Annotated in this window: 25 protein-coding genes; 18 read left to right on the top strand and 7 right to left on the bottom strand. The window is 64.2% G+C overall.

Annotation, left to right across the window (positions count from 1 at the left end):
• The 3 genes from B3K53_RS09605 to dusA all read right to left on the bottom strand — a co-directional run.
• Positions 1-568, bottom strand: a 568-nt coding sequence (locus B3K53_RS09605) for a CHASE3 domain-containing protein (RefSeq protein ID WP_292084008.1), incomplete at its 3' end; no start/stop codon positions are given.
• 105 nt (positions 569-673) lie between these two features.
• Positions 674-1498 (bottom strand): sulfite exporter TauE/SafE family protein, encoded by an 825-nt coding sequence (locus tag B3K53_RS09610; protein ID WP_292084009.1) that lies wholly within the window; start codon positions 1496-1498, stop codon positions 674-676.
• A gap of 48 nt (positions 1499-1546) precedes the next feature.
• A complete protein-coding gene (gene dusA / locus B3K53_RS09615; protein WP_292084010.1) occupies positions 1547-2581 on the bottom strand; it encodes a tRNA dihydrouridine(20/20a) synthase DusA in 1035 nt (344 codons plus the stop codon).
• A gap of 112 nt (positions 2582-2693) precedes the next feature.
• On the opposite strand from dusA, the gene B3K53_RS09620 reads away from it, so the two are divergent.
• From B3K53_RS09620 to B3K53_RS09645, 6 genes are all read left to right on the top strand, one after another.
• Positions 2694-3755 carry a site-specific integrase gene (locus tag B3K53_RS09620; protein WP_292084011.1) on the top strand — a complete coding sequence of 354 codons (1062 nt, stop codon included), beginning with the start codon at positions 2694-2696 and terminating at the stop codon, positions 3753-3755.
• Between the two features lie 74 nt (positions 3756-3829).
• Positions 3830-4300, top strand: coding sequence for a GNAT family N-acetyltransferase (locus tag B3K53_RS09625; protein ID WP_292084012.1), 471 nt, complete (start codon positions 3830-3832; stop codon positions 4298-4300).
• A gap of 206 nt (positions 4301-4506) precedes the next feature.
• The gene (locus tag B3K53_RS09630; protein ID WP_292084013.1) at positions 4507-4728 is read left to right on the top strand and encodes a DUF2945 domain-containing protein; all 222 of its coding nucleotides are present in this window, start codon (positions 4507-4509) and stop codon (positions 4726-4728) included.
• The gene (locus B3K53_RS09635) at positions 4725-5279 is read left to right on the top strand and encodes a DUF488 family protein (protein ID WP_292084014.1); all 555 of its coding nucleotides are present in this window, start codon (positions 4725-4727) and stop codon (positions 5277-5279) included. Before B3K53_RS09630 ends, B3K53_RS09635 begins: the two co-directional genes overlap by 4 nt.
• Before the next feature lie 176 nt (positions 5280-5455).
• Positions 5456-7309, top strand: coding sequence for a DNA ligase D (ligD, locus tag B3K53_RS09640; protein ID WP_292084015.1), 1854 nt, complete (start codon positions 5456-5458; stop codon positions 7307-7309).
• 16 nt (positions 7310-7325) lie between these two features.
• On the top strand, positions 7326-8237 hold the full coding sequence (locus tag B3K53_RS09645) for a SulP family inorganic anion transporter (protein ID WP_292084016.1): 912 nt from the start codon (positions 7326-7328) through the stop codon (positions 8235-8237).
• Between the two features lie 151 nt (positions 8238-8388).
• Here the strand turns inward: B3K53_RS09645 and fixJ are convergent, their stop codons facing one another.
• Together fixJ and B3K53_RS09655 are read right to left on the bottom strand one after the other, a co-directional pair.
• The gene (gene fixJ, locus B3K53_RS09650; protein WP_313412990.1) at positions 8389-8976 is read right to left on the bottom strand and encodes a response regulator FixJ; all 588 of its coding nucleotides are present in this window, start codon (positions 8974-8976) and stop codon (positions 8389-8391) included.
• 14 nt (positions 8977-8990) lie between these two features.
• Entirely contained in the window at positions 8991-10469 is a 1479-nt protein-coding gene (locus B3K53_RS09655; RefSeq protein ID WP_292084264.1) for a PAS domain S-box protein, read from the bottom strand.
• Between the two features lie 136 nt (positions 10470-10605).
• Between B3K53_RS09655 and B3K53_RS09660 the strand changes: the two genes are divergently transcribed.
• From B3K53_RS09660 to B3K53_RS09705, 10 genes are all read left to right on the top strand, one after another.
• A complete protein-coding gene (locus B3K53_RS09660; protein ID WP_292084018.1) occupies positions 10606-11295 on the top strand; it encodes an alternative oxidase in 690 nt (229 codons plus the stop codon).
• A gap of 163 nt (positions 11296-11458) precedes the next feature.
• Positions 11459-12667 (top strand): NO-inducible flavohemoprotein, encoded by a 1209-nt coding sequence (hmpA, locus tag B3K53_RS09665; RefSeq protein WP_292084019.1) that lies wholly within the window; start codon positions 11459-11461, stop codon positions 12665-12667.
• 24 nt (positions 12668-12691) lie between these two features.
• Positions 12692-12958 (top strand): hypothetical protein, encoded by a 267-nt coding sequence (locus B3K53_RS09670; protein ID WP_292084021.1) that lies wholly within the window; start codon positions 12692-12694, stop codon positions 12956-12958.
• Between the two features lie 259 nt (positions 12959-13217).
• The gene (locus tag B3K53_RS09675; RefSeq protein WP_292084022.1) at positions 13218-16133 is read left to right on the top strand and encodes a monovalent cation/H+ antiporter subunit A; all 2916 of its coding nucleotides are present in this window, start codon (positions 13218-13220) and stop codon (positions 16131-16133) included.
• On the top strand, positions 16133-16477 hold the full coding sequence (locus B3K53_RS09680) for a Na+/H+ antiporter subunit C (RefSeq protein ID WP_292084023.1): 345 nt from the start codon (positions 16133-16135) through the stop codon (positions 16475-16477). The genes B3K53_RS09675 and B3K53_RS09680 overlap by 1 nt, the downstream gene beginning before the upstream one ends.
• Entirely contained in the window at positions 16474-18069 is a 1596-nt protein-coding gene (locus tag B3K53_RS09685) for a monovalent cation/H+ antiporter subunit D (protein ID WP_292084024.1), read from the top strand. The genes B3K53_RS09680 and B3K53_RS09685 overlap by 4 nt, the downstream gene beginning before the upstream one ends.
• Positions 18066-18557, top strand: coding sequence for a Na+/H+ antiporter subunit E (locus tag B3K53_RS09690; protein WP_292084025.1), 492 nt, complete (start codon positions 18066-18068; stop codon positions 18555-18557). The genes B3K53_RS09685 and B3K53_RS09690 overlap by 4 nt, the downstream gene beginning before the upstream one ends.
• A complete protein-coding gene (locus tag B3K53_RS09695) occupies positions 18554-18838 on the top strand; it encodes a K+/H+ antiporter subunit F (RefSeq protein ID WP_292084026.1) in 285 nt (94 codons plus the stop codon). The genes B3K53_RS09690 and B3K53_RS09695 overlap by 4 nt, the downstream gene beginning before the upstream one ends.
• Positions 18835-19173: a monovalent cation/H(+) antiporter subunit G gene (gene mnhG, locus B3K53_RS09700; RefSeq protein WP_292084027.1), complete on the top strand. Its 339-nt coding sequence runs from the start codon at positions 18835-18837 to the stop codon at positions 19171-19173. The genes B3K53_RS09695 and mnhG overlap by 4 nt, the downstream gene beginning before the upstream one ends.
• Positions 19174-19251: 78 nt before the next feature.
• Entirely contained in the window at positions 19252-19497 is a 246-nt protein-coding gene (locus B3K53_RS09705; protein WP_292084028.1) for a hypothetical protein, read from the top strand.
• A gap of 192 nt (positions 19498-19689) precedes the next feature.
• Here B3K53_RS09705 and B3K53_RS09710 read toward each other — a convergent pair whose 3' ends face one another.
• The gene (locus B3K53_RS09710; protein WP_292084029.1) at positions 19690-20145 is read right to left on the bottom strand and encodes a carboxymuconolactone decarboxylase family protein; all 456 of its coding nucleotides are present in this window, start codon (positions 20143-20145) and stop codon (positions 19690-19692) included.
• Between the two features lie 152 nt (positions 20146-20297).
• Here B3K53_RS09710 and B3K53_RS09715 point away from each other — a divergent pair, with 152 nt between their 5' ends.
• Positions 20298-21164 carry a sigma-70 family RNA polymerase sigma factor gene (locus B3K53_RS09715; RefSeq protein ID WP_292084030.1) on the top strand — a complete coding sequence of 289 codons (867 nt, stop codon included), beginning with the start codon at positions 20298-20300 and terminating at the stop codon, positions 21162-21164.
• Positions 21165-21298: 134 nt separating this feature from the next.
• On the opposite strand, the gene B3K53_RS09720 is transcribed toward B3K53_RS09715, so the two are convergent.
• Positions 21299-22492 carry a DUF6161 domain-containing protein gene (locus B3K53_RS09720; RefSeq protein WP_292084031.1) on the bottom strand — a complete coding sequence of 398 codons (1194 nt, stop codon included), beginning with the start codon at positions 22490-22492 and terminating at the stop codon, positions 21299-21301.
• A gap of 220 nt (positions 22493-22712) precedes the next feature.
• Between B3K53_RS09720 and B3K53_RS16215 the strand changes: the two genes are divergently transcribed.
• Positions 22713-23351, top strand: coding sequence for a HEPN domain-containing protein (locus B3K53_RS16215; RefSeq protein ID WP_409515794.1), 639 nt, complete (start codon positions 22713-22715; stop codon positions 23349-23351).

The raw sequence follows: 23351 nt of genomic DNA on the forward strand, positions 1-23351 counted from the left end.
CCCCGCCGATGGCGAAGCTCCAGTATGCCCCCTTGTAAGCGACAGCCTTGGCCTCGGCGTTTTCGGCGGCGACCACCGCCTCCTTGTCTTGAATCGAGGTGATGGCGGCGCGGATGTCGGACAGGCGGGCGCCGGCTTCCAGTCCGGCGACGGCCTGGGGCTGGGTGGCGGGGTCGCGGGCCAGGGCGATCAGGCCGTCGGCGCTCTGGTGGAAGGCGTCGACCGCCCCCTTCAGCGCCGCCTGCTCCTGGCCATAGGCGGCGTCGACGTCGGCGGCGGCGAGATCGGCCAGCCGCGACACCAGAACCTTGCCCGGCTCCTCGTATTTGGGAATGAAGTCGGCGTCGCGCGTCGCAACATAGGCGCGCATGGCGTTCTGCTGCTCGACCGCGGCTGCCAGTACCAGGTCCGAGGCCTTGAACATGTCGGCGGAGGCGGCGTTGGCGGCGTCGGCGCGCTGCAGCACCGTCACGGCCCAGAGGACCACCATGGTCGCCGTCCCGCAGGCCGCAATGACGGCGGCGAAGGACAGTATCAGCTTCTTGGGTACGGACAGGTTCTGCAGCATTTTCTACGCTCGGGGGGAAGACTACAGCCTCTCCCTAACCGCGCGCTGTTCGCCAAAGCCTTATCGTCTGACCCCGGAAATCTACGTAGGCGAAATGGGCGTTTCTCAAAGCGCCTTCCACACCACCGACAGGGCGGTCAGCAGCAGGTAGACCGCAAAGGCCCTCCTCAGCACCTTACGGTTGAGCCGGTGCGCCAATCGCGCGCCATAGGGGGCGGTCAAGGCGGTCAGCAGCCCCATGATCACCGCCGCCGGCACGTTGACGTAGCCCAGAGACAGCGGCGGCCGTCCCGGCGCGTCCCAGCCGAAGACCGCGAACCCCAGCGCCGCCGTCGCCCCGATGGCCAGACCGAAGCCGCTGGCGGTGGCCACCGCCTGATGAATGGGCCGCCCGCACAGGGTCATGGTCATGCCGCCGAAACTGCCGCCGCCGACGCCCATCATGGCCGACAGCAGGCCAATGCCCGTGCCCACGCCGCGCCGTCCCCAGCCGGTCGGCAGGTCCTTTCTCAAGGTCACATGTTCGGGCAGCAGCCCCATCTGCATGGCGATCAGCAGCAGGCAGACGCCATAGACGACGGCCAGTCCCTCCATCGAGGTAAAGCCCGCAATCGCCGCCCCGACCAGCCCGCCGAACGCCACCCAAGGCGTCCAGGTCTTCAACACCTGCTCGTCCACCGCCCCATGCGCCCGATGCGTCGCCAGCGACCGCAAGGACGTCGCCACGATGGTCAGCAGCGAGGTGCCGATGGCGACGTGCAGATTGCTCTGCCCGCCCACGCCCAGCACCGAAAAGGCATAGAAGAGCGCCGGCACCAGCACCGTCCCGCCCCCGACCCCGAACAGACCGCCGATCACCCCGGCCACCGCCCCCGCCGCGACCAGGGCGGCGGCCATCATCAGAAGTTCGGACAGGGGCAGAGCGCTCATGGCTTGGGCATAGCGGTGCAACCCGACAGCGTCATCCCGGAAAGGGGATCAGGCCGCTTCTTCGTTCTCGCCCAGCCGCGCCTGCCGCGCCTCGGCCTCGCGCACGGCCTCGACCGCACGGTCCACGACCTCCAGCCCGGCCCCGGCCTTGACGCCCTCGACCGTCAGGATGCGGCGGAAGGCCCGCGCTCCGGCCCGGCCGTGCATCAGGCCCAGCATATGCCGCGCCATGCTGGCCAGATGCGCCCCCTCGGCCAGCCGCCCGGCCATGTAGGGGCGATAGCGCTCGATGGCGGCGAAGGGATCGACGTCCTCGACATCCATGCCGAAGATGCGGCGATCCACCTGACCCAGCAGGGCCGGTTCGTGATAGGCGGCGCGGCCCAGCATGACGCCGTCCAACTTCACTCCATCCGTGTCATCCAGATGCGCCTGGGCCTGGTCCAGATCGCCGATCCCGCCGTTGATGCAGATGGTCAGATGCGGCCGCTCGCGCTTCAGACGCCGCACCAGATCATAGTCCAGCGGCGGCACGTCGCGGTTTTCCTTGGGCGACAAGCCCTTCAGCCAGGCCTTGCGCGCGTGGACGACAAAGCTGGTGACGCCCACCGCCGCCGAGGCGTCCACCGTGGCGAACAGGCTGACCAGGGGGTCCTGATCATCGACGCCGATGCGGCATTTGACCGTGGCCGGGACGCCGACCGCGTCCTTGATCGCCGCCATGCAGTCGGCCACCAGCTCCGGCTCGCGCATCAGGCAGGCGCCGAACTTGCCCGACTGCACCCGATCCGACGGGCAGCCGACGTTCAGATTGATCTCGTCATAGCCATAGGCCTCGCCGATCCGCGCCGCCTCGGCCAGTTGCGCCGGGTCCGACCCGCCCAGTTGCAGCGCCACCGGATGCTCGGCCGCGTCAAAGCCCAGCAGCCGCTCGCGGTCGCCGTGGATCACCGCCGGGGCCGTGACCATCTCGGTATAGAGCAGCGCCCGACTGCTCAGCGCACGGTGAAACGCCCGGCAGTTGCGGTCGGTCCAGTCCATCATGGGCGCCACGGACAGCCTATGAGCTTGATTTATCGGCATTTTTTCAGTAAGATCAAAAAGTTGGAAGGCGGCGTGTGCACTCGAATTTGCGACGTGATGCGACGTTTTTTCCGGGTTTTCGACACCTCAGTGCACAAAGAGCGCACACGAAATGGCGACCTACTCGAAACTCCCGTCAGGAACGTGGCGGGTCCAGGTAAGACGGAAGGGTCGCTATATAAGCGAGACCTTCCTCAAACGCGATGACGCCCGGCGGTGGGCGACCGAAGCCGAGGGACGGATCGATCGCGGAGAAGTTCCCACTCCGTCTCGTTCGGCCAAGCTGCGCACATTTGGCGAGCTCATCGACCTGCACATCCACGACATGAAGTCCGTCGGGAAGGCGCCCAGGCGATCGAAAGCGGCGACGCTCAAGATGCTGAAGACGCGCTTGGGCGGGAAGAAGATCGCCCAACTGGATCGACAACTGTTCATCGACTTCGGTCGGAGACGCGCCACCGAAGGCGCCGGCCCCATGACGCTGAGCATCGACATCGGCGCGATCAAGCTCATCCTCTCCCATGCCGCAGCGGTTCACGGCCTGACTGTCTCGGTTGAGGCTATTGATATGGCCCGCCTCGCCCTCAAGCGCCTTGGCTTGATTGGCAAGGGCGTCGAGCGGGATCGCCGCCCCAGCAATGAAGAACTGGAGCGCTTGATCCGCCACTTCGAGGACAAGCCTCGTCAAACCATTCCCATGGGCGCCATCATTCGCTTCGCGGTCGCGACGGCGATGCGCCAGGAAGAGATTTTCAAGGTCGTCTGGGATGACTACGCAGCGCGGACCAAGATGCTGACCATCCGCGATCGCAAGGACCCTCGCGAGAAATCGGGCAACGACCAGCGTATTCCACTTCTTTCAGTCAGCGGCTTTGACCCCGTGGCGCTCATTGAAGAGCGGCGTTCCTCGCAGACAAACGCGAACGCCCGCATCTTCCCTTTCAATCACCGATCAGCCGGCACCGCGTTCACGAGAGCCTGCAAAGCGCTCGGCATCATCGATCTCCATTTTCACGACCTTCGCCATGAAGGGACAAGTCGCCTGTTCGAGGCGGGCTTCCAGATCCACCAGGTCGCGCTTGTTACCGGCCACAAGGACTGGAAGATGCTCCGACGGTATACGCACCTTCGTCCCGAATCCCTTCATCTCATTGCAGCGGGTCTGGCGGCATGAGCGGCACGCCGGTCACGGAAGCTGGTCCGGCGTAAAGCTTGGCTGGAAACCCTCACCATGCCAAATGCAGTCGCATGAACTCGATCCGAATTCGTCCGTATGATCCGGCTGATTTGACCGCTGTCGTCGAGCTGTTCAATGGCTCGGTCAGAAAGGTCGCCAATCGTGACTACAGCCCGGCTCAAATCGAGGCCTGGGCGCCGGTAGCGGTTAACCTGGTCCAGTGGTCCGAACGTCTTGAGCGTAAGCCGACGTTCATCGCCGAACACATGAATCGAATTGCAGGTTTCAGCGACCTCGGACCGACAGGCCATATCGATATGCTTTTCGTCCATTGCCAACATCAGGGCCGAGGCGTCGCCAAGAGCCTGATGGACCACATCCTGCTCAAGGCTCGCGAACAAAATCTGTCGTCTTTATGTACGGACGCGAGCATCACGGCAAAGCCGTTCTTTGAACGCAGCGGATTCGAGGTGGTCCAGGAACAGGACGTTGAACTCCGCGGCCAGATCTTCCGCAACTATCGCATGATCCGCTTTCTTTAGCATCGCTCAGTCGCCCCGACCGCCGTCATCCGAAGGTTGGAAAAACCTGATGGAGGCTTCCCGCGATCGTGTCGCCTGGTTCGACACGGCGCGATCAAAACCGTTTTGCTCATCAGCATGATGGCTCACGCCGCCGGCGCTCCGACGTTCCCTCATGTGCCGGAACGAAATCGACCAGGTCAGATTGTCTCCTGACGGAGATCAAAATGCCCAAGACGTTCGATGTCGGAGATCATGTGATCTGGAATTCCGAGGCAGGGCGAGTAACTGGCCGGATCACTCGAGTTCATACACGCGACTTCGAATACAAGGGTCACACTCACCGCGCTTCCAGAGCAGAACCTCAATATGAGATCAGGAGCGACAGGACTGATCACATCGCCGCTCACAAGGGGACCGCGCTGGATTATGTGCGACGTCGAGAATGACGCTGCCGTTCTACACAATCGGGCACTCGAACCGCAGCCTGGAGGAATTCGTCGCCCTGTTGCAGGGAACACAGGTTCTGCAGGTCGTAGATGTCCGGAAGATTCCGAGGTCCAGAGCCAACCCTCAGTTCAACCAGGAAACGCTTCCCCACAGACTGGCGGAGCGCCAGATATCCTACGACCACAATGTCAAACTCGGAGGAAGACGGGGTCGGATCGGAGATGTGGCCGACGGCATAAATGGCTACTGGGAGAACAAGAGCTTCCACAACTACGCCGATTACGCTCTCTCCGCCCCGTTCCGCGCCGGGTTAGAGCTGTTGATCGAAACGGGGCGGCGCCAGCCTAGTGCGATCATGTGCTCTGAAGCGGTCTGGTGGCGGTGTCATCGACGGCTCATCGCCGACAATCTTCTCGCTCGGGGCGAGACCGTCATTCACATCATGGGACACGGCAGGCTGGAGAAGGCTCGATTGACGGCAGGTGCTATCCTTCATCCCGACGGGACGGTCAGCTATCCGGCTTCTGCGCACCACGAACAGCGTCCATAGCAAGGCCGTTGGCGCCATTCCTTCGGGAGGTGCGTTGCGTCATGGAAAGGACCTTCCATGCCTAGACGCAACTTGATCGCTGCGAGATCGCCTAGACGCCCATTCCATTCGTTTGCGAACATCCCTGATCAGACGGGCAGCCAGGAAACCAGACCCGCCCGAGGCGGGCACAAGCCATGACCGCGGAACGCTCCGTGCGGTCCAGACCGAAAACCACGACCGCCCTGCCCGCTTTTCGTCCCGTGCAGCTCGCCACGCTCGTCGATGCCGTGCCAGGAGGAAATCGCTGGCTGCATGAGATGAAGTACGATGGCTACCGGCTGGAGGTCGTCGTCGGCGGAAGTCGCGCTCGAGCCTTTACGCGCTCCGGACTTGACTGGTCGGAGAAGTTTTCGGGGATCGTCGACGCCGCTGCGTCCCTGAAGGTGGACTCCGCGGTGCTCGACGGCGAGGCTGTCGTGTTCGACGCCGAAGGGCGCTCCAGCTTCCAGACGTTGCAAGGCGCTCTGAAGGGCGAGCCAGGCAGGATCGCCTATGTCGCTTTCGATCTTCTCGCGCTGAATGGCGAAGATCTGACGTCTCGCCCGCTGCTTGAGCGCAAGGCTATCCTGCGAGGCCTGCTTCCAAAGAGGCCGGGACGGCTCCGCTACTCCGATCATATTCGAGGCAATGGCGAAAAGTTGTTGAACAGCTTTTGCGCAAACGGCCTTGAGGGGGTGGTGTCGAAGCTGGCCGACAGCCGGTACGTCGGCGCACGCTCGGCGGCTTGGGTGAAAACCAAGTGTATCCAGCGTCAGGAGTTTGTCGTGGCGGGATGGCTTCCTTCAGACAAGTCGCGCGCCTTCCGCTCCTTGATCCTCGCCGTAAACGAGAATGGCGCCCTCCGTTATGCAGGCAAGGTCGGCACAGGCTTCGATACGATGGAGTTGCAGCGGCTCCTGGAGGTCATGAGACCGCTCGAACAGGACAGTCCCACCGTCAAGGCCCCCCGCGCCGAGGTTCGGGACGCCCATTGGCTCCGCCCCCGGCTGGTGGCGGAAATCGCTTTCACTGAAATGACCAACGAAGGCACGTTGCGCCACCCGAGCTATCTCGGCCTGCGGGATGACAAGAGGCCCGAGGCGGTCGTTGTCGAGAAGCCAGCGTTGGAGACACCGGCGCCGGCTGGTGAGACCGTGCCAATCAGCAACGCTCAACGGATCCTCTTTCCGGAGTGTCAGATCACCAAGGGTCAGCTGGCGGACTACTACGCCGCCGTTGCGCCTATCATGCTGCCCTGGGTCGCATCTCGTCCGATCAGCCTCGTGCGATGTCCCCAGGGCCGATCGAAAAAGTGCTTCTTCCAGAAGCACGACGCCGGAAGCTTCGGCGAGGCCGTGCGCCATGTGGCGATCGAGGAGAAGGACGGCGAGACTGAACCCTACCTCTATATAGATACGCCGGAAGGTCTGATGACTTGTGTCCAGATGGGAACCATAGAGTTCCACGGCTGGGGCGCACGGATCGAAGACGTCGAAAAGGCCGACCGCCTGGTCTTCGATCTCGACCCGGACGTCGGGCTCGATTTCGAGGCCGTGCGTTCCGCCGCTTTTCGATTTCGCGATATACTCGCAACTATCGGACTGGAGACATTTCCAATGGTCACCGGGGGCAAGGGCGTTCACGTCATCGCGCCGCTGACCCCCGAGGCCGAATGGCCTGAAGTGAAAGATTTCGCCCGGCGTCTGGCTATTGCGGTCGCTCAGGCAGAGCCGGCCAAGTTCACGGCCGCTCTGCCGAAGGCCCAACGCAAGGGTCGCATCTTTGTCGATTATCTCCGCAATCAGCGCGGCGCTACGGCCGTCATGCCTTACAGCGTGCGCTCAAGGGAGGGCGCGCCCGTAGCGGCGCCGGTCACTTGGAAGGAAATGGAGACAATCGCGAGCCCTGCGCTGTTTCATGTCGGCGATCAGCTTGAGCTCCTCAAACGCGCGGGATCGAAAGCCCTTTCTTCATGGGGGCGGGCTGATCAGGCGCTGCCGGATTTGTGAGCATCGGACTGACAGCGTGAGCGCTTTTCGCATTGGCGTCGATGATCCCGTCGAAGGCCGTTTCGTCGCTCGCCGCGACGGGCGTTTCCAGCCCCACGCGCCATTTGAGAACAGAACCTACTCCCGACCGAAAATAGCATGGGCTCACGCGGGCTCGAACCAGGTCGGCGAGCCTCGCGACATCGCCCTAAATGGTGAAGACGTCCGGGCCGATGTCAGCCTTCACCTCGTCCAGGTCCTCATCGGCTCCCTGTTCGGCGGCATGGCGGGCTGCGCCATGATCGGCCAATCGATCATCAATGTGACCTCCGGCGCGCGCGGGCGCTTGTCGACCCTGTGGGCGGGCCTGTTCCTGCTGTTCCTGATCCTAGTGCTTCAGGACTGGGTGGCGCGCATTCCGATGGCTGCGCTGGTGGCGGTGATGATCATGGTCTCGGTCGGAACCTTCGACTGGAAATCAGTGCTGACCCTGCGTTCAACCCCTGTCCAGTCCTCCATCGTCATGCTGGCCACCACGATCACGGTGGTCGTCACGCATGACCTGTCCAAGGGCGTGGTGCTGGGCGTGATCCTGTCGGCTATCTTCTTCATGCGGAAGCTGGGCAAGACCATCGTCGTGCAGGAAATCGAGACGCCAGAGCCCGGCGTGCTGCGCTATCACGTCAGCGGCCAGTTGTTCTTCGGCTCGGCCGACGTCTTCGCCGCCTCGTTCGAGCATCATAGCCAGCCGACTCGCGTCGAGATCGACATGAGCGACGTGCATCTGTGGGACCTCACGGCCGTCGTCGCCGTGGACAAGGTGGTGTTCCGCTATCGCCGTCAGGGCGCGGAGGTGCGTCTCATCGGCATGAACGAGGCTGCGCAGTCGCTGATCCAGCGTGTCGGCAAGCACGACAAAGCGCACCTGCCTGTCGGCATTGCTCACTGACTAGAACGCGTCATGAAAGGACGTCCGGCCCGTCGGCGACCTCAGGACCACTTGCCCCAGAGGAGACATTCAGCCTTGGCCCCGTCTGCCCGCGCTAGAGATATCCAAAAACCCATCAACAGCGTTGAAGCCGCTTTAGTTTGGCATCCGGTCAGGGATGAACCGTGAGGTACATCCGGACGAGTTCGGACAGGCTTCCGGCCTGCATCTTGGCCATGAGGTTGGCGCGATAGACTTCCACGGTCCGCGCGCTGATCTTGAGATCATAAGCGATGACCTTGTTGGCGTGGCCCTGAACCAATCCTGCGAGCACGTCGCGTTCCCGTCCTGACAGGGCGTCGAGACGCGCCGCCAGCATCCGCTTCTCGGCTTCGGCCGACGCCGTCTCGCCCGCTCGATCCGCCGCACGCTGGATCGAGGCCAGCAGGACCTCGTCGTCGAACGGCTTTTCAATGAAATCCACCACGCCTGCGCGCAACGCCTCCACGGCCAGAGGCATGTCGGCATGGCCAGTGATGACGATTACAGGTTCCCCGGAACCGTCCGCCTGTAATCGGCGCGCTAGCTCTATCCCGGTCATGTCAGGCATGCGGACATCCGTGATAATGCACCCGGGCTGTCGGTCTTTCACGGCGAGAAAGGCGACGGCGGACTCGTGGGTTTGCACGCATAGTCCGGCTGTACTCAGGAGGAAGGCGATCGAATCCCTCACAGCGGCGTCGTCGTCGATGACGTGCATGATCGGAGCGTTTGTCATGCGAGCTCTTCCTCAAGTCGGGCGCGATGAAGCGTGAAGTGAAAATCCGCGCCTCCAGCGGCGTTGGCCTCGAACCACAGGCGCCCGCCATGGGCTTCCATTATGGTCCGCGATATCGAAAGCCCAACCCCCATGCCGGTCCGCTTCGTCGTAATGAAGGGCTCGAACAACTGGGCGGCCACATCGGGATCAATCCCCGCCCCCGTGTCGGAAACCGTGACCTGAACATGATCCTCATCCAGCGCCGAGGCGGATATGGCCAGGTCTCGTGTCCCGCCGTCCTGCATGGCGTCCATAGCGTTTCGGATCAGATTGAGCAGTACCTGCTGGATTTGAACCCTGTCGGCGATGACGAGGTCAGCGGACGGATCGAGGGCGAACCGCACCTGAACGCCGTGTTCGCGCGCCCCGACCAGCGCCAGTGCGCTGGCCTCCTCGATGAGCGAATGCAGGTTCTCGATCCGCCTTTCAGTCTCTCCCCGGGCGACGAACTCTCGCAGGCGCCGGATGATCACGCCGGCGCGCAGCGCCTGGTCAGCCGCCCGGTCCACGGCGTCGGAAATGCGATCGGCCGGCGCATTCTCCGCTCGAAGCAGTCGCCCCGCGCCCTTCAGATAGTTGGTGATGGCGGTCAGCGGCTGGTTCAGCTCATGAGCGAGCGCTGACGCCATTTCGCCCAGCGCCGTCAGACGCGAGACCCGGATCAGGTCTGCCTGAAGCTCCTGCATCCTGGCCTCAGCCTGTTGGCGTTCCGTCAGATCCCGCACAAACCCGGTGAAGAAACGTCCCTCCTTGGTCCGCATCTCCCCGACGGCGAGTTCCAGAGGAAAGTCGGACCCGTCCTTGCGACGCCCGACCACGACGCGCCCTACGCCGACGATCCGGCGCTCTCCGGTCCGGTAATAGCGTTCAAGATAGCTATCGTGCGCTTCGCGATGAGGGGCGGGCATCAACAGGCTGACATTCTGCCCGATGGCTTCAGCCGCAGTCCAGCCGAACAGCCGTTCTGCAGTGGGGCTGAAGGCTCGCATGGCCCCCTTCTCGTCGATAAGGATCATAGCGTCAGGCACGGTATCCAGAATCAACCGTAGATGGGTCTCGCGCGAGGAAAGCTCCTTCAGAACCCGTTGGAACCACTCGCCTCCCCAGGTCACGGCGCCCGCGACGACGAGGAAGAGCACGGCTTCCGCAAGATGCGGCTGACCGTCCCCCAGAAGCAGTCCCGTCGCGACGCCCAAGCTGGCGGCCAAGGCGCCGGGCCAGACGCCGCCCAAGGCTGAGCCCGCCACCACGGCAGGCACAAAGACCAGAAAGGACAACCGGACGTCGAAGAGGGACGGCAGACTTGCTCGCGCCCACGCGCCCATGAGGATCAGTATGAGAACCGTGGCGACCGCGAGCCAAGGCGAAGACGGCCTCACAAGGGGAGAAGACGAATGAAAGACGCGCATCGTCCGCTTTCTATCCTTGTTCACCAATGGGCCGCGCCTCCGGAATTTCCCCTAGGGTCAAGACCCGGATACCGCGTTCAGGCCGCCCCTTCTACATCGGCCTCATCCTCTTTCGCCGGACGAACCGGCCCGGGACACCCCGGTTTCAAGGACCAAGGCCATGAGCGCCCCACTCGTCGATCTCTCCGTCCACCACCAGCCCAAGGGACTGTCGGACCGCGTCGCCTTCGGCTTCACCAAGCTGCTGCGCTTCTGCGCCGATACCTTCTTCGCCAAGCGATACGGACATCGCGCTGTCGTGCTGGAAACGGTCGCGGCCGTGCCCGGCATGGTCGGCGCCACCATCAACCATCTGAGCTGTCTGCGTCGGATGTGCGACGACCGGGGCTGGATCAAGACCCTGATGGACGAGGCCGAAAATGAACGCATGCACCTGATGACCTTTATCGAGATCTCGAAGCCGACGCTGTTCGAGCGGTTCGTCATCGTCTCGGTCCAGTGGGTCTTCTACCTTTTCTTCTTTGGTCTCTATCTCGTATCCAACAAGACTGCCCACCGGGTGGTCGGCTATTTCGAGGAAGAAGCGGTGATCAGCTACACCCACTACCTCGCCGAAATCGACGAAGGGCGCTCGCCCAATGTACCGGCCCCAGAGATCGCCAAACGCTACTGGAGCCTTCCTGACACTGCGACCCTGCGCGACGTCGTCCTCGTCGTTCGCGCGGACGAGGCCCACCACCGGGACGTCAACCACGGCTACGCCAACGAGCTCGGGGGATTGCCCGTCCAGGCCGTGGCGCCCTGCCCGCCTCACGCTGCTCTGGAGCCGACCTGGAAGACTGCGGCCTGAAGCCTCGCCTCTCCGTCGAGCCGTCTGCCCCCTCACATGCGCGGACATCTATGAAGCGCCGCGCGTGTCCTGCCGACCTGACCCGGCTTGGGCACGCCGCCGACAATCCTGCGGCCTGAACGACCGCGTTTTCCAGTTTCCAGTTTACCGAGGACACCTACTGATGTCGCAAGCCCTCAGCGAGCGGACGGTCACGATCGTCAAAGCCACAGTTCCAGCCCTTGAGGCCCATGGCCTGGACATTGTCCGGGAGATGTACGCCCGGATGTTCCAAAATCCGGAAATCCGCGATCTCTTCAATCAATCCCACCATGGCGATACTGGCTCCCAGCCCCGGGCGCTCACAGGCGCCATCCTCGCCTATGCCGCCAATATCGACAATCTCGGCGCGCTGACGGCCGCAGTTGAACGCATTGCGCAGAAACACGTCGGGCTGCAGATCATGCCGGACCATTACCCTCATGTCGCAAGCGCCTTGCTTGGCGCCATCGGCCATGTCCTGGGCGAGGCTGCGACCGAAGACGTTCTCGCTGCCTGGGGCGAGGCCTACTGGTTCCTCGCGAACATCCTCATCACACGCGAGGCGGCCCTCTACGAGAACCTCGCCGCCGCCGAAGGCGGATGGAACGGCTGGCGCGCCTTCGAGGTGGCGGAAGTCCAACCCGAGAGTTCGGTCATCACCTCCATCATCCTGCGGCCGGTCGATCGCGGACCGGTGCTGGCTCACAAGCCTGGGCAGTACCTCACCTTCTGGCTTGACCTGCCCGGGCACTCGCCGATCAAGCGCAACTATTCGATCTCCTCCGCGCCGAACGGGGAGACCTATAGGATCTCAGTGAAGCGGGAGCCGCATGGTCTCGCCTCGACCTGGCTCCACGAACACGCCCGGCCCGGCAAAATTCTCAAGGTCGGCGCGCCGGCGGGCGACTTCTTCTTGCCGGAGGATCCGCAACGACCCATCGTGCTCCTGTCTGGCGGCGTCGGCCTGACCCCCATGGTTTCGATGCTGGAGACGCTGGCGGCCCGACAACCGCAAGCCGGGGTTCACTATGTTCACGGCGCGCGCGATGTCGCCTCCCACGCCATGGGCGATCATGTTCGCCGGCTCGCCGCAGCCATTCCCGCCAGCCGCAACACTGTCTTCTACGAAAGCGTACCGGAGGCCGCGAACCTGGCCGCTCACGAACGGACGGGTCGGATCTCAGGCGCCTGGCTGGCCTCGGAGACCCCGGTGAACGAGGCCGACTATTACCTGTGCGGCCCCCGCCCCTTCTTGCGGGCTCTGGTCTCCGAGCTGGTCGCCATCGGGGTGCCCGCCGATCGCATCCACTATGAGTTCTTCGGCCCTGCCGACGAAGCCCTGGCGGCCTGAGGGCCGCCCTCTCATGGTCTGCCGATGTCAGACGTCCTCGATCCGGCGTGTCAGTCGTCCGATCACCGGCGCCATGAATCGGAGCAGGCGCCCAAACACCTCAAGGGCCGCGCCATCGCCGTGGCCATTGTCGGCACGCCACTGGCTCTTTCGATCCGCATTCCCGTCGGCACGATGGTCAGCGGCGTGATCGGCCGGCGAGCCGCCTTTCTGGTGTTGATCGGCCTCAGCCCGCTGCTCGCACTGATCGGTTGCGTGATCTTTCTGAATCGGAAGGCAGGTTTCGCCTAAAAGCACATTCGATTGAGTTCCGGATGCGCCTTGAGCCATCATTGGCGCGCGGCCCAAAATGAGGACTCTTGGCAGCCGCATGAAAAACAGTCTGAGAGTCGCACCACCTCGGACTCTATAGATAAGTCATGAATGAAGGCGCGCTAGCGACCTGTGAATTCACGATATTTGCGGGTCAGATCGCCGCAGATCAGCCTATAGTTCTAATGCGGTCCGTTCTCTAGGCTAGCAACGCCCCGCAACAGGAACTCCGTCACGCATGCCCCATACCCTGCTGCTGCTCATTCCGTTCGGGGCGCCCTTTGTGGCGGCAATGATGGCGATCTTTCTGCCGTCACGCGCCCGGAACGCCGCAGCAGCACTGGCCTGGCTGACGTCTCTGGCGGGCCTGCTCTGCCTGGTGGCCCTTTTCCCCGCCGTCGCCAGCGGAGAGTCTGTGCGCTGGTCCACGCCCTGGATGCCCACGTTCGGCGTCCACTTCACCCTGCGGATGGATGGTCTGGCATGGCTGTTCGCAATCATGGTGCAGGGCATCGGCGCCCTCGTGGTGCTCTACGCCCGCTACTACATGTCGGCCGACGATCCGGTCCCGCGCTTCTTCGCCTTCCTGCTGGCCTTCATGGGCGCGATGACCGGCATGGTCATGGCCGGCGACCTGATCCAGTTGGCCGTCTTCTGGGAGCTAACCAGCCTCTTTTCCTTCCTGCTGATCGGCTATTGGCACCATAGCGCGTCGGCCCGCGACGGGGCGCGGATGGCGCTGACCGTTACGGCGGCGGGCGGCTTGTGCCTGCTGGCCGGGGTCGTTGTGCTGGGCCGCATCGTCGGCAGTTTCGATCTGGACGCGGTGCTGGCGTCGGGCGAGATCATCAAGAACAGCCCCTGGTATCTGACCGCCCTGCTTCTGATCCTGGCGGGCGCCCTGACCAAGAGCGCGCAATTCCCGTTCCACTTCTGGCTGCCCCGCGCCATGGCCGCTCCGACCCCGGTCAGCGCCTATCTGCATTCGGCGACCATGGTGAAGGCGGGCGTCTTTCTGATGATCCGCCTGTGGCCGGTGCTGGCGGGAACCGACGCCTGGTATGTCATCGTCAGCACTGCGGGGATTGCGACCCTGTTGTTCGGGGCCTGGAACGCCGTCTTCCAGAACGACCTCAAGGGCCTGCTGGCCTATTCCACCATAAGCCATCTCGGGCTGATCACCCTGTTGCTGGGGCTGGGCAGTCCGCTGGCGGCCGTGGCGGCCATCTTCCACACGGTCAACCACGCCACTTTCAAGGCCTCCCTGTTCATGGCCGCAGGGGTCATCGACCACGAGACCGGCACGCGCGACATGCGCAAGCTCAGCGGTCTCAGGCGGTCCATGCCGGTCACGGCGGCCCTGGCCATCGTCGCCGCCGCCGCGATGGCCGGGGTGCCCCTGCTGAACGGCTTTCTGTCCAAGGAGATGTTCCTGGCCGAGGCGATCGCCCATACCGGCGGGCGCCACCTGAACCTGGCCTTGCCGGTTCTGGCCACGGTCGCCAGCCTTCTGAGCGTGCTCTATTCGGTGCGCTTCATTCACCAGACCTTCTTTGGCCCGCCGCCCGTCGATCTGCCCGAGACCCCGCATGAGCCGCCGCGCTGGATGCGCTTCCCGATCGAGGTTCTGGTGGGCCTGTGCATCATCGTCGGCGTTCTTCCGGCCATCACCATCGGCCCGGTTCTGGCCGTCGCCGTCCGTTCGGTGCTGGGCGAAAACGTCCCCTATTACAGTCTGGCGGTCTGGCACGGCTTCAACCTGCCGCTGGTGATGAGCGCCATCGCCTTGATCGGCGGCGTCGTGGCCTACAGGCTGCTGGGTCCGCGCATCAACGCCAGCGAGCGCCCCTGGGTGGTCGGACGTTTCAACGGCGCCCGCGCCTATGACCGGGTCATGCGCGCCTTCAAGGGCGGCGCCGAGTGGATCGTGCGTCGCCTCGGCGCCACACGACAGCAGGCGCGCCTGCGGGCCATCATCCTGACCTGTATGCTGGCGGCGGCGCTGGCCAGCGGCATGGCGGGCCTCGGCTTTGATGAGGCCGGGCTGACGGTTCATCGTCCCGGCTTGGGCTTCACCCTGTTGTGGATCATCGGCGGCGCTTGCGCGATCGCCGCCGCTTGGCAGGCCAAGTATCACCGTCTGGCCGCCGTGGTCCTGGTCGGAGGGGCCGGCCTGGTCAGTTGCCTGACCTTCGTCTGGTTCTCGGCCCCCGACCTGGCCACGACCCAGATGCTGGTCGAGATCGTCACTACCGTCCTGCTGTTGCTCGGCCTGCGCTGGCTGCCCAAACGCCTACCCGACCTCGCTTCGCCCAAACAGGAAGCCAAGGCCCGCTGGCGGCGTGTGACGGACCTCGTCATCGCGATCATCGCCGGCGCCGGCGTGGCCCTGGTCGCCTTCGCCGTCATGACCCGGCCGTCGGCGTCGCCGCTGGCTCGCTACTTCCTGGATCACGCCTATTCCGAAGGCGGCGGGCGCAATGTGGTGAACGTGCTGCTGGTGGACTTCCGAGCCTTCGACACCCTGGGTGAGATCACGGTCCTGGGCATCGTCGGACTGACGATCTGGGCCCTGCTGCGGCGTTTCCGTCCGGCGTCGGACAGTCTCGGCCATACCGAGCAGAAGCAGCACCAGGACCACAGCGATGATCGCCGCGAGGATCGCGAGCTGGGGGACACCCTATCCGAGACCATGCTGATCCCGCGCGTGGTGATGCGCTGGCTCTTCCCCTTCATCATCCTGCTGGCGCTGCATCTCTTCCTGCGCGGGCATGACCTGCCCGGCGGCGGCTTCGCGGCGGGGGTGGCGCTGTCGATCGCCTTCATCCTGCAATACATGGCCTCGGGCGCCCGCTGGGTTGAGGAACGGCTGGAGATTCGGCCCCTGGTCTGGATCGGCGGGGGGCTGCTGATCGCGGCCCTGTCGGGGGTCGCGTCCAGGCTGTTCGGCTATCCGCTGCTGACCTCCTGGTTCACCTATGTCGACCTGCCGCTGATCGGCAAGACGCCGCTGGCGTCCGCGGTCGTGTTCGACGCAGGCGTGGCCCTGCTGGTGGTGGGGGCGACGGTCCTTATGCTGGTCGCCATCGCTCACCAGTCCCTCCGCAAACCGCGCGCCGTCTCGCCCGCGACCACTGATGAGGAGAGCGTCTGATGGAACTGGTCCTCGCTCTCGGCATAGGCGTGCTGACCGCCGCCGGCGTCTGGCTGCTGCTGCGCCCGCGCACCTTCCAGGTCATCATCGGCCTGTCCCTGCTCGGCTATGCGGTCAATCTGTTCATCTTCGCCATGGGTCGCCTGCGCGCGGGCGCGCCGCCTGTGCTGAAGGGCGAAGGGCCGGTTGATCCCGCCGCCTATGCCGACCCCGTACCCCAGGCCCTGGTCCTGACCGCCATCGTCATCAGCTTCGCCCTGACCGCCCTGTTCCTGGTGGTGCTGCTGACCAGCCGGGGCATCACCGGAAGCGATCACATCGACGGACGGGAGCCGGGCGAATGACCGACTGGCAGGACCACCTCATCGTCGCGCCCGTCGTCCTGCCGCTGATCGCGGCGGCGGCCATGCTGCTGCTCAAGGAGCAACGCTATGGGTTGAAGGCCTTGATCAGCCTGCTGTGCTTGGTCGCTCTGGTCGGCGTGGCCTATGCCCTGCTGCACGAAGCAGCCGTCGGCGGTCCCGCGGGCGACGACACGGCCCGCATCTACAACCTCGGCGCCTGGGCCGCTCCCTTCGGCATCACCTTGGTGGCGGATCGGCTTTCGACCCTGATGCTGGCGCTGACAGCCACGCTGGCGGCCGGCGGCTTGCTGTTCTCCTACGCCCGCTGGGACCGGGCCGGACCGCGCTTCCACGCCCTGTACCTGCTGCTGGTCATGGGGGTGAACGGAGCCGTTCTGACAGGGGACCTGTTCAACCTGTTCGTCTTCTTCGAGGTCATGCTGGCCGCCTCCTACGGCCTTCTGCTGCATGGGTCGGGCGAAAAGCGGGTGCGGGCCGGACTGGGCTATGTCGCCATCAACCTGACGGCGTCGCTGTTCTTCCTGATCGGGGTCAGCCTGATCTACGGCGTGACCGGTGCGCTCAACATGGCGGACATCGCCAGCAAGGTCGCCGCCATCCCGGACCATGACCGCGCCCTGTTCCATATCGGCTGCGCCATCCTGGGCGTGGCCTTCCTGGTCAAGGCGGCGGCCTGGCCGCTCGGCTTCTGGCTCCCGGGAGCCTATGCCGCCGCCAGCGCCCCGGTCGCAGCGGTCTTCGCCATCCTCAGCAAGGTCGGGGTCTATGTCATCCTGCGCCTGGCCGCCCTGCTGTTCGGCGCCGACGCCGGCGCCTCGGCCGGGTTCGGCAATATCTGGCTTCTGGTGGCGGGCGCGGCCACGGTCGTCTTCGGCGCCGCCGGCATGGTGGCGGCGCGACGCCTTGAAGGGGCGGCTGGTTATGCCGTCATGGTCTCCTCCGGCACGGTCCTGGCCATAGCGGGGACGGCTGTGCCCGACGCGGTCGGCGGCGCGCTCTTCTACATGGCGGCCTCCACCCTGGCGGCTGGGACCCTGTTCCTGATCGCCGAGATTCTTGCGCGCGGCGAGGACGTGGCGGCGTCGCCCCAGGATGCGGTCTTCGACGACGAATATGACGACCCCTTCGCCGCCGACGACGTGCAAGAGGTCGGGCGTGTCCTGCCGGCCTCGACCGCCTTCCTCGGCGGGGCCTTCATCCTAGCCGCCCTGGTGACCGTCAGCCTGCCGCCCCTTGCCGGTTTCGCGGGCAAGCTGGGCATCTTCGTCGCCCTCTTGTCCGGCGACGGCGCCCTGTCGCCCGCCAGCTGGGCCCTGGTCGGGGTGCTGACCCTATCCAGTTTCGCCGCCCTGATCGCCCTGACGCGGTTCGGCGTTGCGGGCTTCTGGCGCGAGGACGCCGTGGCGCCGAAGGTCCGCAGTCCCGAGTTCCTGGCCATCGGCGGCCTGGTCCTGTGCTGTCTGTGGTTGAGCGCCGGGGCCGCCGCCGGACTGACCTATGCCGAGAAGACCGGCGAATGGCTGGCTTCGCCCAAGGCCTATATCAGCGCCGTGTTGGGAGACGCCGCATGATCCGCGCCCTCCTGCCCCACCCCCTGTTGGCCCTGGGGCTGTTTGCCAGCTGGCTTGTGCTGAGCGGGCCCATTTCGGCGGGCGACGTCCTTGTCGCCCTGATCGCCGCTCTGGCCATACCCCAGGTCATGCGACGGCTGGAGCCCGACCGATCCGGAGTCCGCTCGCCGGGCGCCATCCTGCGGTTGGCCGGCTATGTCGCCGTCGATGTCGTGCGCTCCAACTACGCCGTGGCCATCATCATCATGGGGCGGCGCAGACGTCAGCGTGTTTCCGGCTTCATCCATGTGCCGCTGGACCTGCGCAACCGTTACGGCCTGGCGGTGCTCGCCATCATCGTGACCAGCACGCCCGGCACCCTGTGGGTCCAATATGACCGGCCATCGGGGCGCCTGCTGCTGCACGTCCTCGACCTGGTCGAGGAGCAAGACTGGATCGACCTGATCAAGGGTCGTTATGAGCGCCTGCTGTTGGAGATCTTCCCATGACCGCCTCCGCCGTTCTCTATTGGGGGTTGGGCGCGGCCCAGGCCATGCTTTTGCTGGCCATGCTGCTGGCCGCCTTGCACATGATGCGCGGGCCGCGCGCGCAGGACCGCGTCCTGGGTCTCGACACCCTCTATCTGAACGCCATGCTGCTGATCCTGGTTCAGGGAATGCGCAGCGGGGTCAGCCTCTACTTCGAGGCGGCCCTGATCATCGGCATGCTGGGCTTCACCGCCACCGTCGCCCTGGCCAAGTTCCTGATGCGTGGCGAGGTGATCGAATGACCCCTTCCGACCTACCGCTGTGGGCGGCCTGGACCATCGTCGCCGTCACGGTTTTCGGCAGCCTGCTGGCGCTGATCGGCTCCGTCGGCCTTGTGGTTCTGAAACGCTTCTATGAGCGGGTTCATGCGCCCACTCTGGGAGCCACCCTGGGCATGGCGCTGATCGTCGTGGCCTCGGTCGCCTTCTGGTCACTGACCGAGGGGCGGCTTGCGCTCCGCGACCTGCTCATCGGGGTCTTCCTGACCGTCACGACGCCCGTGACCCTGATCCTGCTGGCCCGCGCCGCCGTCTATCGCGACCGCGTCGAGGGCGATAAGGCTGCACCGCCGGAATAGGGCGACAGATCGTCACGAGCGCAACGCCGGCCATCTTAGAAGCGTTGCAGATCAAGACCACTAAGATACGGAGTCATCATGGCGGCGGTTTTTGAAGTGACCCTCGGCGCGGAGGACGGCTCCTCGCGGCTGATCCGGACAGAAGCCCTCAGCGCCGATGACGCACGAGACGCCGTTCAGAGCCACCTTCGTCCAGGCGAGACCATCATTTTCGTTGAAGCTGCTGAACTCGATGAACTGGACGAAGACGGCTTGAGAGATCATCCCCAGGATGGGGCTGATCTGAATCTCGCACCATCCCCAAAGACCAGCGATCTTCTCTAAATAGGCACGACTAATCACCCCGTCGTTTGATGCGGCAGACAGCATTATCAGCTTGGGACGGTGCCTGCTTGCTCGCGTTTGAGCAGGCACCCTGACGTCAGACAAGCGCCAGGAGCGGACATTGGCGTCAAGCCGGTCATCGGACTCTCGGGAAGGTCGCGGCGCCCCTGAGCAGGGACGCCGCGTTCGCAATCAGGGTTGCGCTTTCACCGGCAAACGGAACGGCGCGCCCAAGCGGTTGAACGCGTTCATGGCTGCGATGGCGATGGTGAGGTCCACCAGGTCCTTCGGCTCGAACGTCGCACTGGCAGCGGCATAGGCCTCGTCCGACGCGTGGGTCTCGCTGACTCGGGTCACCTCCTCCGCCCAGGCCAGCGCGGCCCGATAGGTTTCGGGGAATAGGTGCGGGACCTCCTCCCACACAGGGACCAGGACGACCTTGTCGATTGGCATCGTCTTCAGAAGGTCCCGCGTGTGGAGGTCGATACAATGAGCGCAGCCGTTGATCTGCGACACCCGAAGGAACACGAGGTGGATCAGTTCTTCCGGAAGGTTGGTCCCGGTCATGAGGTAGTGGTGGACGCCGTAGAGGGCCTTCGCGCCCTCCGGCGCCACGGAATGCCAAGTCAGGCGGGTCATCGTCGTCATGGGAGGTCTCCATTCTGCGCCGTCCATCGGCGCGGTGAAGACTTGACGAGGCAGGCCGGCGGGATGTGACATCCGGACGGCCGCACTGCGGGCACGTCACATCTCAGGCCGTTCGATCGTCATCCTTACACGACCACCAGGAATGCTGCGCGATGACGCCGACGGACTCGAAAACCGAAACTTTCGAAGCGGAACGCCCGCGTCTGCTTCGTCTTGCGTACCGGATGCTCGGCTCGCTGAGCGAGGCCGAGGATGTCGTTCAGGATGGCTGGCTCCGGTGGACAGGCGTCAGCCTGAGTGTCGAAGCGCCCGCTGCCTATCTCACGCGCATCATCACCCGCCTGTGCCTCGACCGCCTGAAGTCGGCCCGGGCGCGCCGAGAGACCTATGTCGGGCCGTGGCTCCCCGACCCCTTGGTGGAGGCGCTCGATCCGGCGGAGACGATCGCCGACGACGTCACGGTGACCCTTATGCTGGCCATGGAGCGTCTGTCGCCGCTCGAACGCGCGGCCTTCCTTCTGCACGACATCTTCGAGGTGCCGCTCAAGGATGTCGCCGCCACGCTCGATCGAGAGCCAGCCGCGGTTCGGCAGCTGGCGTCCCGCGCCCGCAGAAACGTCAAAGCCGAGCGGAGCCGCTATTCGCTCGGGGCCGCGGAAGCTGACCGGATCGCGCGCGCCTTCTTCGAGGCCGCGCACGGCGGCGATACGGCGAGCTTGGCGGGTCTCCTCGCTCGGGACGTCGAGATTCACGCTGACGGCGGCGGCAAGGTGTCGGCGTTCCGCAACATCGTGCGCGGCATCGACAACGTCCTCCGGCTGTTCAGCCATGTTTCAAGCAATCCGCGACAACGGCCGACCCTGGTCCGCACGGCCGTCATCGACGGCCTGCCCGGCTACGTCAGCTACAACCCGGACGGCCGTCTCCAGACGACCGCGCTGGATCTCGAGGATGGACGGATCCGCGCCATCTACATCGTCCGCAACCCAGACAAGCTGACGCACGTGACTACAGGCTAGCCGAGAAGAGGCTGAAACGCGCCAGATGCAGACATTGAGGCCTGCCTAGTTAGCGGACGTTCGTGCGCGCTACGCTGAAAGCCCGATCCCGACCCGTCGCGGATGTTCAGGGGGGGGGCTCCGATGAACGCCTCTTAACGTGCCAGGAAACGACCGAGGGCTGAGGCAAGGTTAGGGTCTAAGCCACCCTCTTCCTTCACGATTCCGTCCGGAGTGCTCCTAAAGAGCGCGTTCAATACGATCTGTCGGTCAGAATCGCCAGGTGCTGAAACCTCGGTCAGAGCCAAGTACGTCGTCGTCATCGTGGCGCGTTCTTCGGCATCCTGCCTGAGGTGATGCTGGCTCAGGTACAGCTTGGTCAGGAGCCTCCCGATCCAGAAAAGCATCCCTGCAGACGTGGCTAGGCCCGCTGAGGCAACAACCGTCAGACCCGGCGGAAGAGAGGTCGTCGGAGTCGTCAGAAGGTAGAAGCCGACGCCCCCGAACATCCCCACTAGACAGATGAACGCCAATGGGAAGTACACCCAAAGCCAACCCTGCATGACGCCTTCCGAGGCCTTATGCTTAGCTGCTTTCTTTTCCCAGTATTCCACTGGAGCTTTGAGCGCCATTTTTTCCGTGAACGTCACGTCAGTCGCGTGGAGCTTAGCCATCGCCGACCGCTCTCGCGCGCGAGCTTTCAAAGAGGTGCGGAGCCACCGCCGGGTCAATGTTTTCGACCAAGTCGCCGCGGTGCTGGCGGCGGTCTCAACGGCCCCCTTCCATTCCTCTGATCGAAGGCTCTCCCGTTCTCTGACGTCGTCGAATAGTTTGGCGGCGGCATTTCGGTAACTGGTCCGCTCCCGCTTGAACCTTTCCGCCTCGCCCGCCGCGAACAGGACTTCGGGGTTCAGGACCAGAGAGGCACCTCGCCACTGTTGGTTGGTGCCTATGTTCGCAAATGAAACCAGCTCTTGGCTCAAGGCGAAAGCAAACTTGGCAGCCTCTTCGCCGGCCAAGTCTCTGATCTCAAAAATTTGCCTGGCGGCATCCGTGCCGGGGTGGGGCGGCGCGTAGTTGTCGTTCAGGTGGCGGGCGAAGATAGAGGCGGCCTCCTGGAGGAGGGCCTTCCCCTCCATGGCGTTCGTGACCTCCTGTTTGGCGGAGGCTAGTCGCGTGGGAAGGTAGTGCGCCAAGTTTGCAGGATCTGGCCCATGTGCCCCAGAGAGCCATCGCCAGGCGGTTTCGGTTTCCTCCAGCCACTTGGCAACTTGTCGCCACGACCGAAACGACACTTCCGCGTGCCGGCCTAAGGGCACCCGCACTTCTCCAGTCTGAACATCTGACATCGGCACCTCCCAGCTTGAGGTTGTGCACGCCGAACGCGGTGGCGTCACCAAGGATTACCACCGGACGATTGTCCCTTTCGGTGCGGACGCTCCAAATCGACCAGTAAAAGACGCTTCGACACGAGCCCGTTCTACGTCGCCGACGCGCCAACACCGGACGTTGGCATGCAGCCCAAAAGCGGACTATTGAAGAACGCCAGTTTCTGACAGGGCGGGGAAGATGGCGTCAAACGCTTTTGGCAGCTTCGAAACATTACTCGGATCAGTAGATCAGCTTATCGAAATCCATGGTCGATTGCAGACTGGCGCTGGCCGCCGCCACAGGCAGGACGCCCTGCACCGATCCGGCGTCGTCCTGACCGTGGCGGCTTGGCAGGCATACGTTGAAAAGGTCTCCGTTGACGCGCTCGACTGGATCGAGAACCAAGTCGCGGGTCCAGTGCAAGGTGCCCCTCCGCCCCCACACTGGGCACGCGCGAGTTTCGCATTCCGGAAACCAGCCGTCCGAAAGGCCATTGGAGATTTGAACACGCCCAACACGCAGAATGTGCGGAGGTTGTTCGAGTCATCGTTTGGTTTTGACCCCCGCAGTTGCTGGGTGTGGCAGGTCTCCACTCGCGATTGGAACGCGGCTGCCTACGCTACGCGGACGGATGATTGGCTTAGAATCCGGCACACGATCGCGCATGGGTTCGATCTCCCGAACAACATGCCTTGGATCAAGAACTCTACAGGACAGGCACGGCTCACGTTAGGTTTGCTCGAGGAGTGCAAGAAGCACTTTCACCGTAAGGCCAGACTCACCGATGCTGCCTTTTCGACGCATCTGGAAGGAGAGTACGGGCACCGCCCTTGGTAG

The sequence above is a fragment of the Brevundimonas sp. UBA7506 genome, from assembly GCF_002479495.1.
In the GTDB taxonomy this organism is placed as follows: domain Bacteria; phylum Pseudomonadota; class Alphaproteobacteria; order Caulobacterales; family Caulobacteraceae; genus Brevundimonas.

What these genes read in the sequence shown, in the direction of transcription:
- B3K53_RS09610 (WP_292084009.1), bottom strand. Translation starts at nt 1,498, where the DNA reads ATGAGCGCTCTGCCCCTGTCCGAACTTCTGATGATGGCCGCCGCCCTG.
- dusA (WP_292084010.1), bottom strand. Translation starts at nt 2,581, where the DNA reads ATGCCGATAAATCAAGCTCATAGGCTGTCCGTGGCGCCCATGATGGAC.
- B3K53_RS09620 (WP_292084011.1), top strand. Translation starts at nt 2,694, where the DNA reads ATGGCGACCTACTCGAAACTCCCGTCAGGAACGTGGCGGGTCCAGGTA.
- B3K53_RS09625 (WP_292084012.1), top strand. Translation starts at nt 3,830, where the DNA reads ATGAACTCGATCCGAATTCGTCCGTATGATCCGGCTGATTTGACCGCT.
- B3K53_RS09630 (WP_292084013.1), top strand. Translation starts at nt 4,507, where the DNA reads ATGCCCAAGACGTTCGATGTCGGAGATCATGTGATCTGGAATTCCGAG.
- B3K53_RS09635 (WP_292084014.1), top strand. Translation starts at nt 4,725, where the DNA reads ATGACGCTGCCGTTCTACACAATCGGGCACTCGAACCGCAGCCTGGAG.
- ligD (WP_292084015.1), top strand. Translation starts at nt 5,456, where the DNA reads ATGACCGCGGAACGCTCCGTGCGGTCCAGACCGAAAACCACGACCGCC.
- fixJ (WP_313412990.1), bottom strand. Translation starts at nt 8,976, where the DNA reads ATGCACGTCATCGACGACGACGCCGCTGTGAGGGATTCGATCGCCTTC.
- B3K53_RS09660 (WP_292084018.1), top strand. Translation starts at nt 10,606, where the DNA reads ATGAGCGCCCCACTCGTCGATCTCTCCGTCCACCACCAGCCCAAGGGA.
- hmpA (WP_292084019.1), top strand. Translation starts at nt 11,459, where the DNA reads ATGTCGCAAGCCCTCAGCGAGCGGACGGTCACGATCGTCAAAGCCACA.
- B3K53_RS09670 (WP_292084021.1), top strand. Translation starts at nt 12,692, where the DNA reads ATGTCAGACGTCCTCGATCCGGCGTGTCAGTCGTCCGATCACCGGCGC.
- B3K53_RS09675 (WP_292084022.1), top strand. Translation starts at nt 13,218, where the DNA reads ATGCCCCATACCCTGCTGCTGCTCATTCCGTTCGGGGCGCCCTTTGTG.
- B3K53_RS09680 (WP_292084023.1), top strand. Translation starts at nt 16,133, where the DNA reads ATGGAACTGGTCCTCGCTCTCGGCATAGGCGTGCTGACCGCCGCCGGC.
- B3K53_RS09685 (WP_292084024.1), top strand. Translation starts at nt 16,474, where the DNA reads ATGACCGACTGGCAGGACCACCTCATCGTCGCGCCCGTCGTCCTGCCG.
- B3K53_RS09690 (WP_292084025.1), top strand. Translation starts at nt 18,066, where the DNA reads ATGATCCGCGCCCTCCTGCCCCACCCCCTGTTGGCCCTGGGGCTGTTT.
- B3K53_RS09695 (WP_292084026.1), top strand. Translation starts at nt 18,554, where the DNA reads ATGACCGCCTCCGCCGTTCTCTATTGGGGGTTGGGCGCGGCCCAGGCC.
- mnhG (WP_292084027.1), top strand. Translation starts at nt 18,835, where the DNA reads ATGACCCCTTCCGACCTACCGCTGTGGGCGGCCTGGACCATCGTCGCC.
- B3K53_RS09705 (WP_292084028.1), top strand. Translation starts at nt 19,252, where the DNA reads ATGGCGGCGGTTTTTGAAGTGACCCTCGGCGCGGAGGACGGCTCCTCG.
- B3K53_RS09710 (WP_292084029.1), bottom strand. Translation starts at nt 20,145, where the DNA reads ATGACGACGATGACCCGCCTGACTTGGCATTCCGTGGCGCCGGAGGGC.
- B3K53_RS09715 (WP_292084030.1), top strand. Translation starts at nt 20,298, where the DNA reads ATGACGCCGACGGACTCGAAAACCGAAACTTTCGAAGCGGAACGCCCG.
- B3K53_RS09720 (WP_292084031.1), bottom strand. Translation starts at nt 22,492, where the DNA reads ATGTCAGATGTTCAGACTGGAGAAGTGCGGGTGCCCTTAGGCCGGCAC.
- B3K53_RS16215 (WP_409515794.1), top strand. Translation starts at nt 22,713, where the DNA reads ATGGCGTCAAACGCTTTTGGCAGCTTCGAAACATTACTCGGATCAGTA.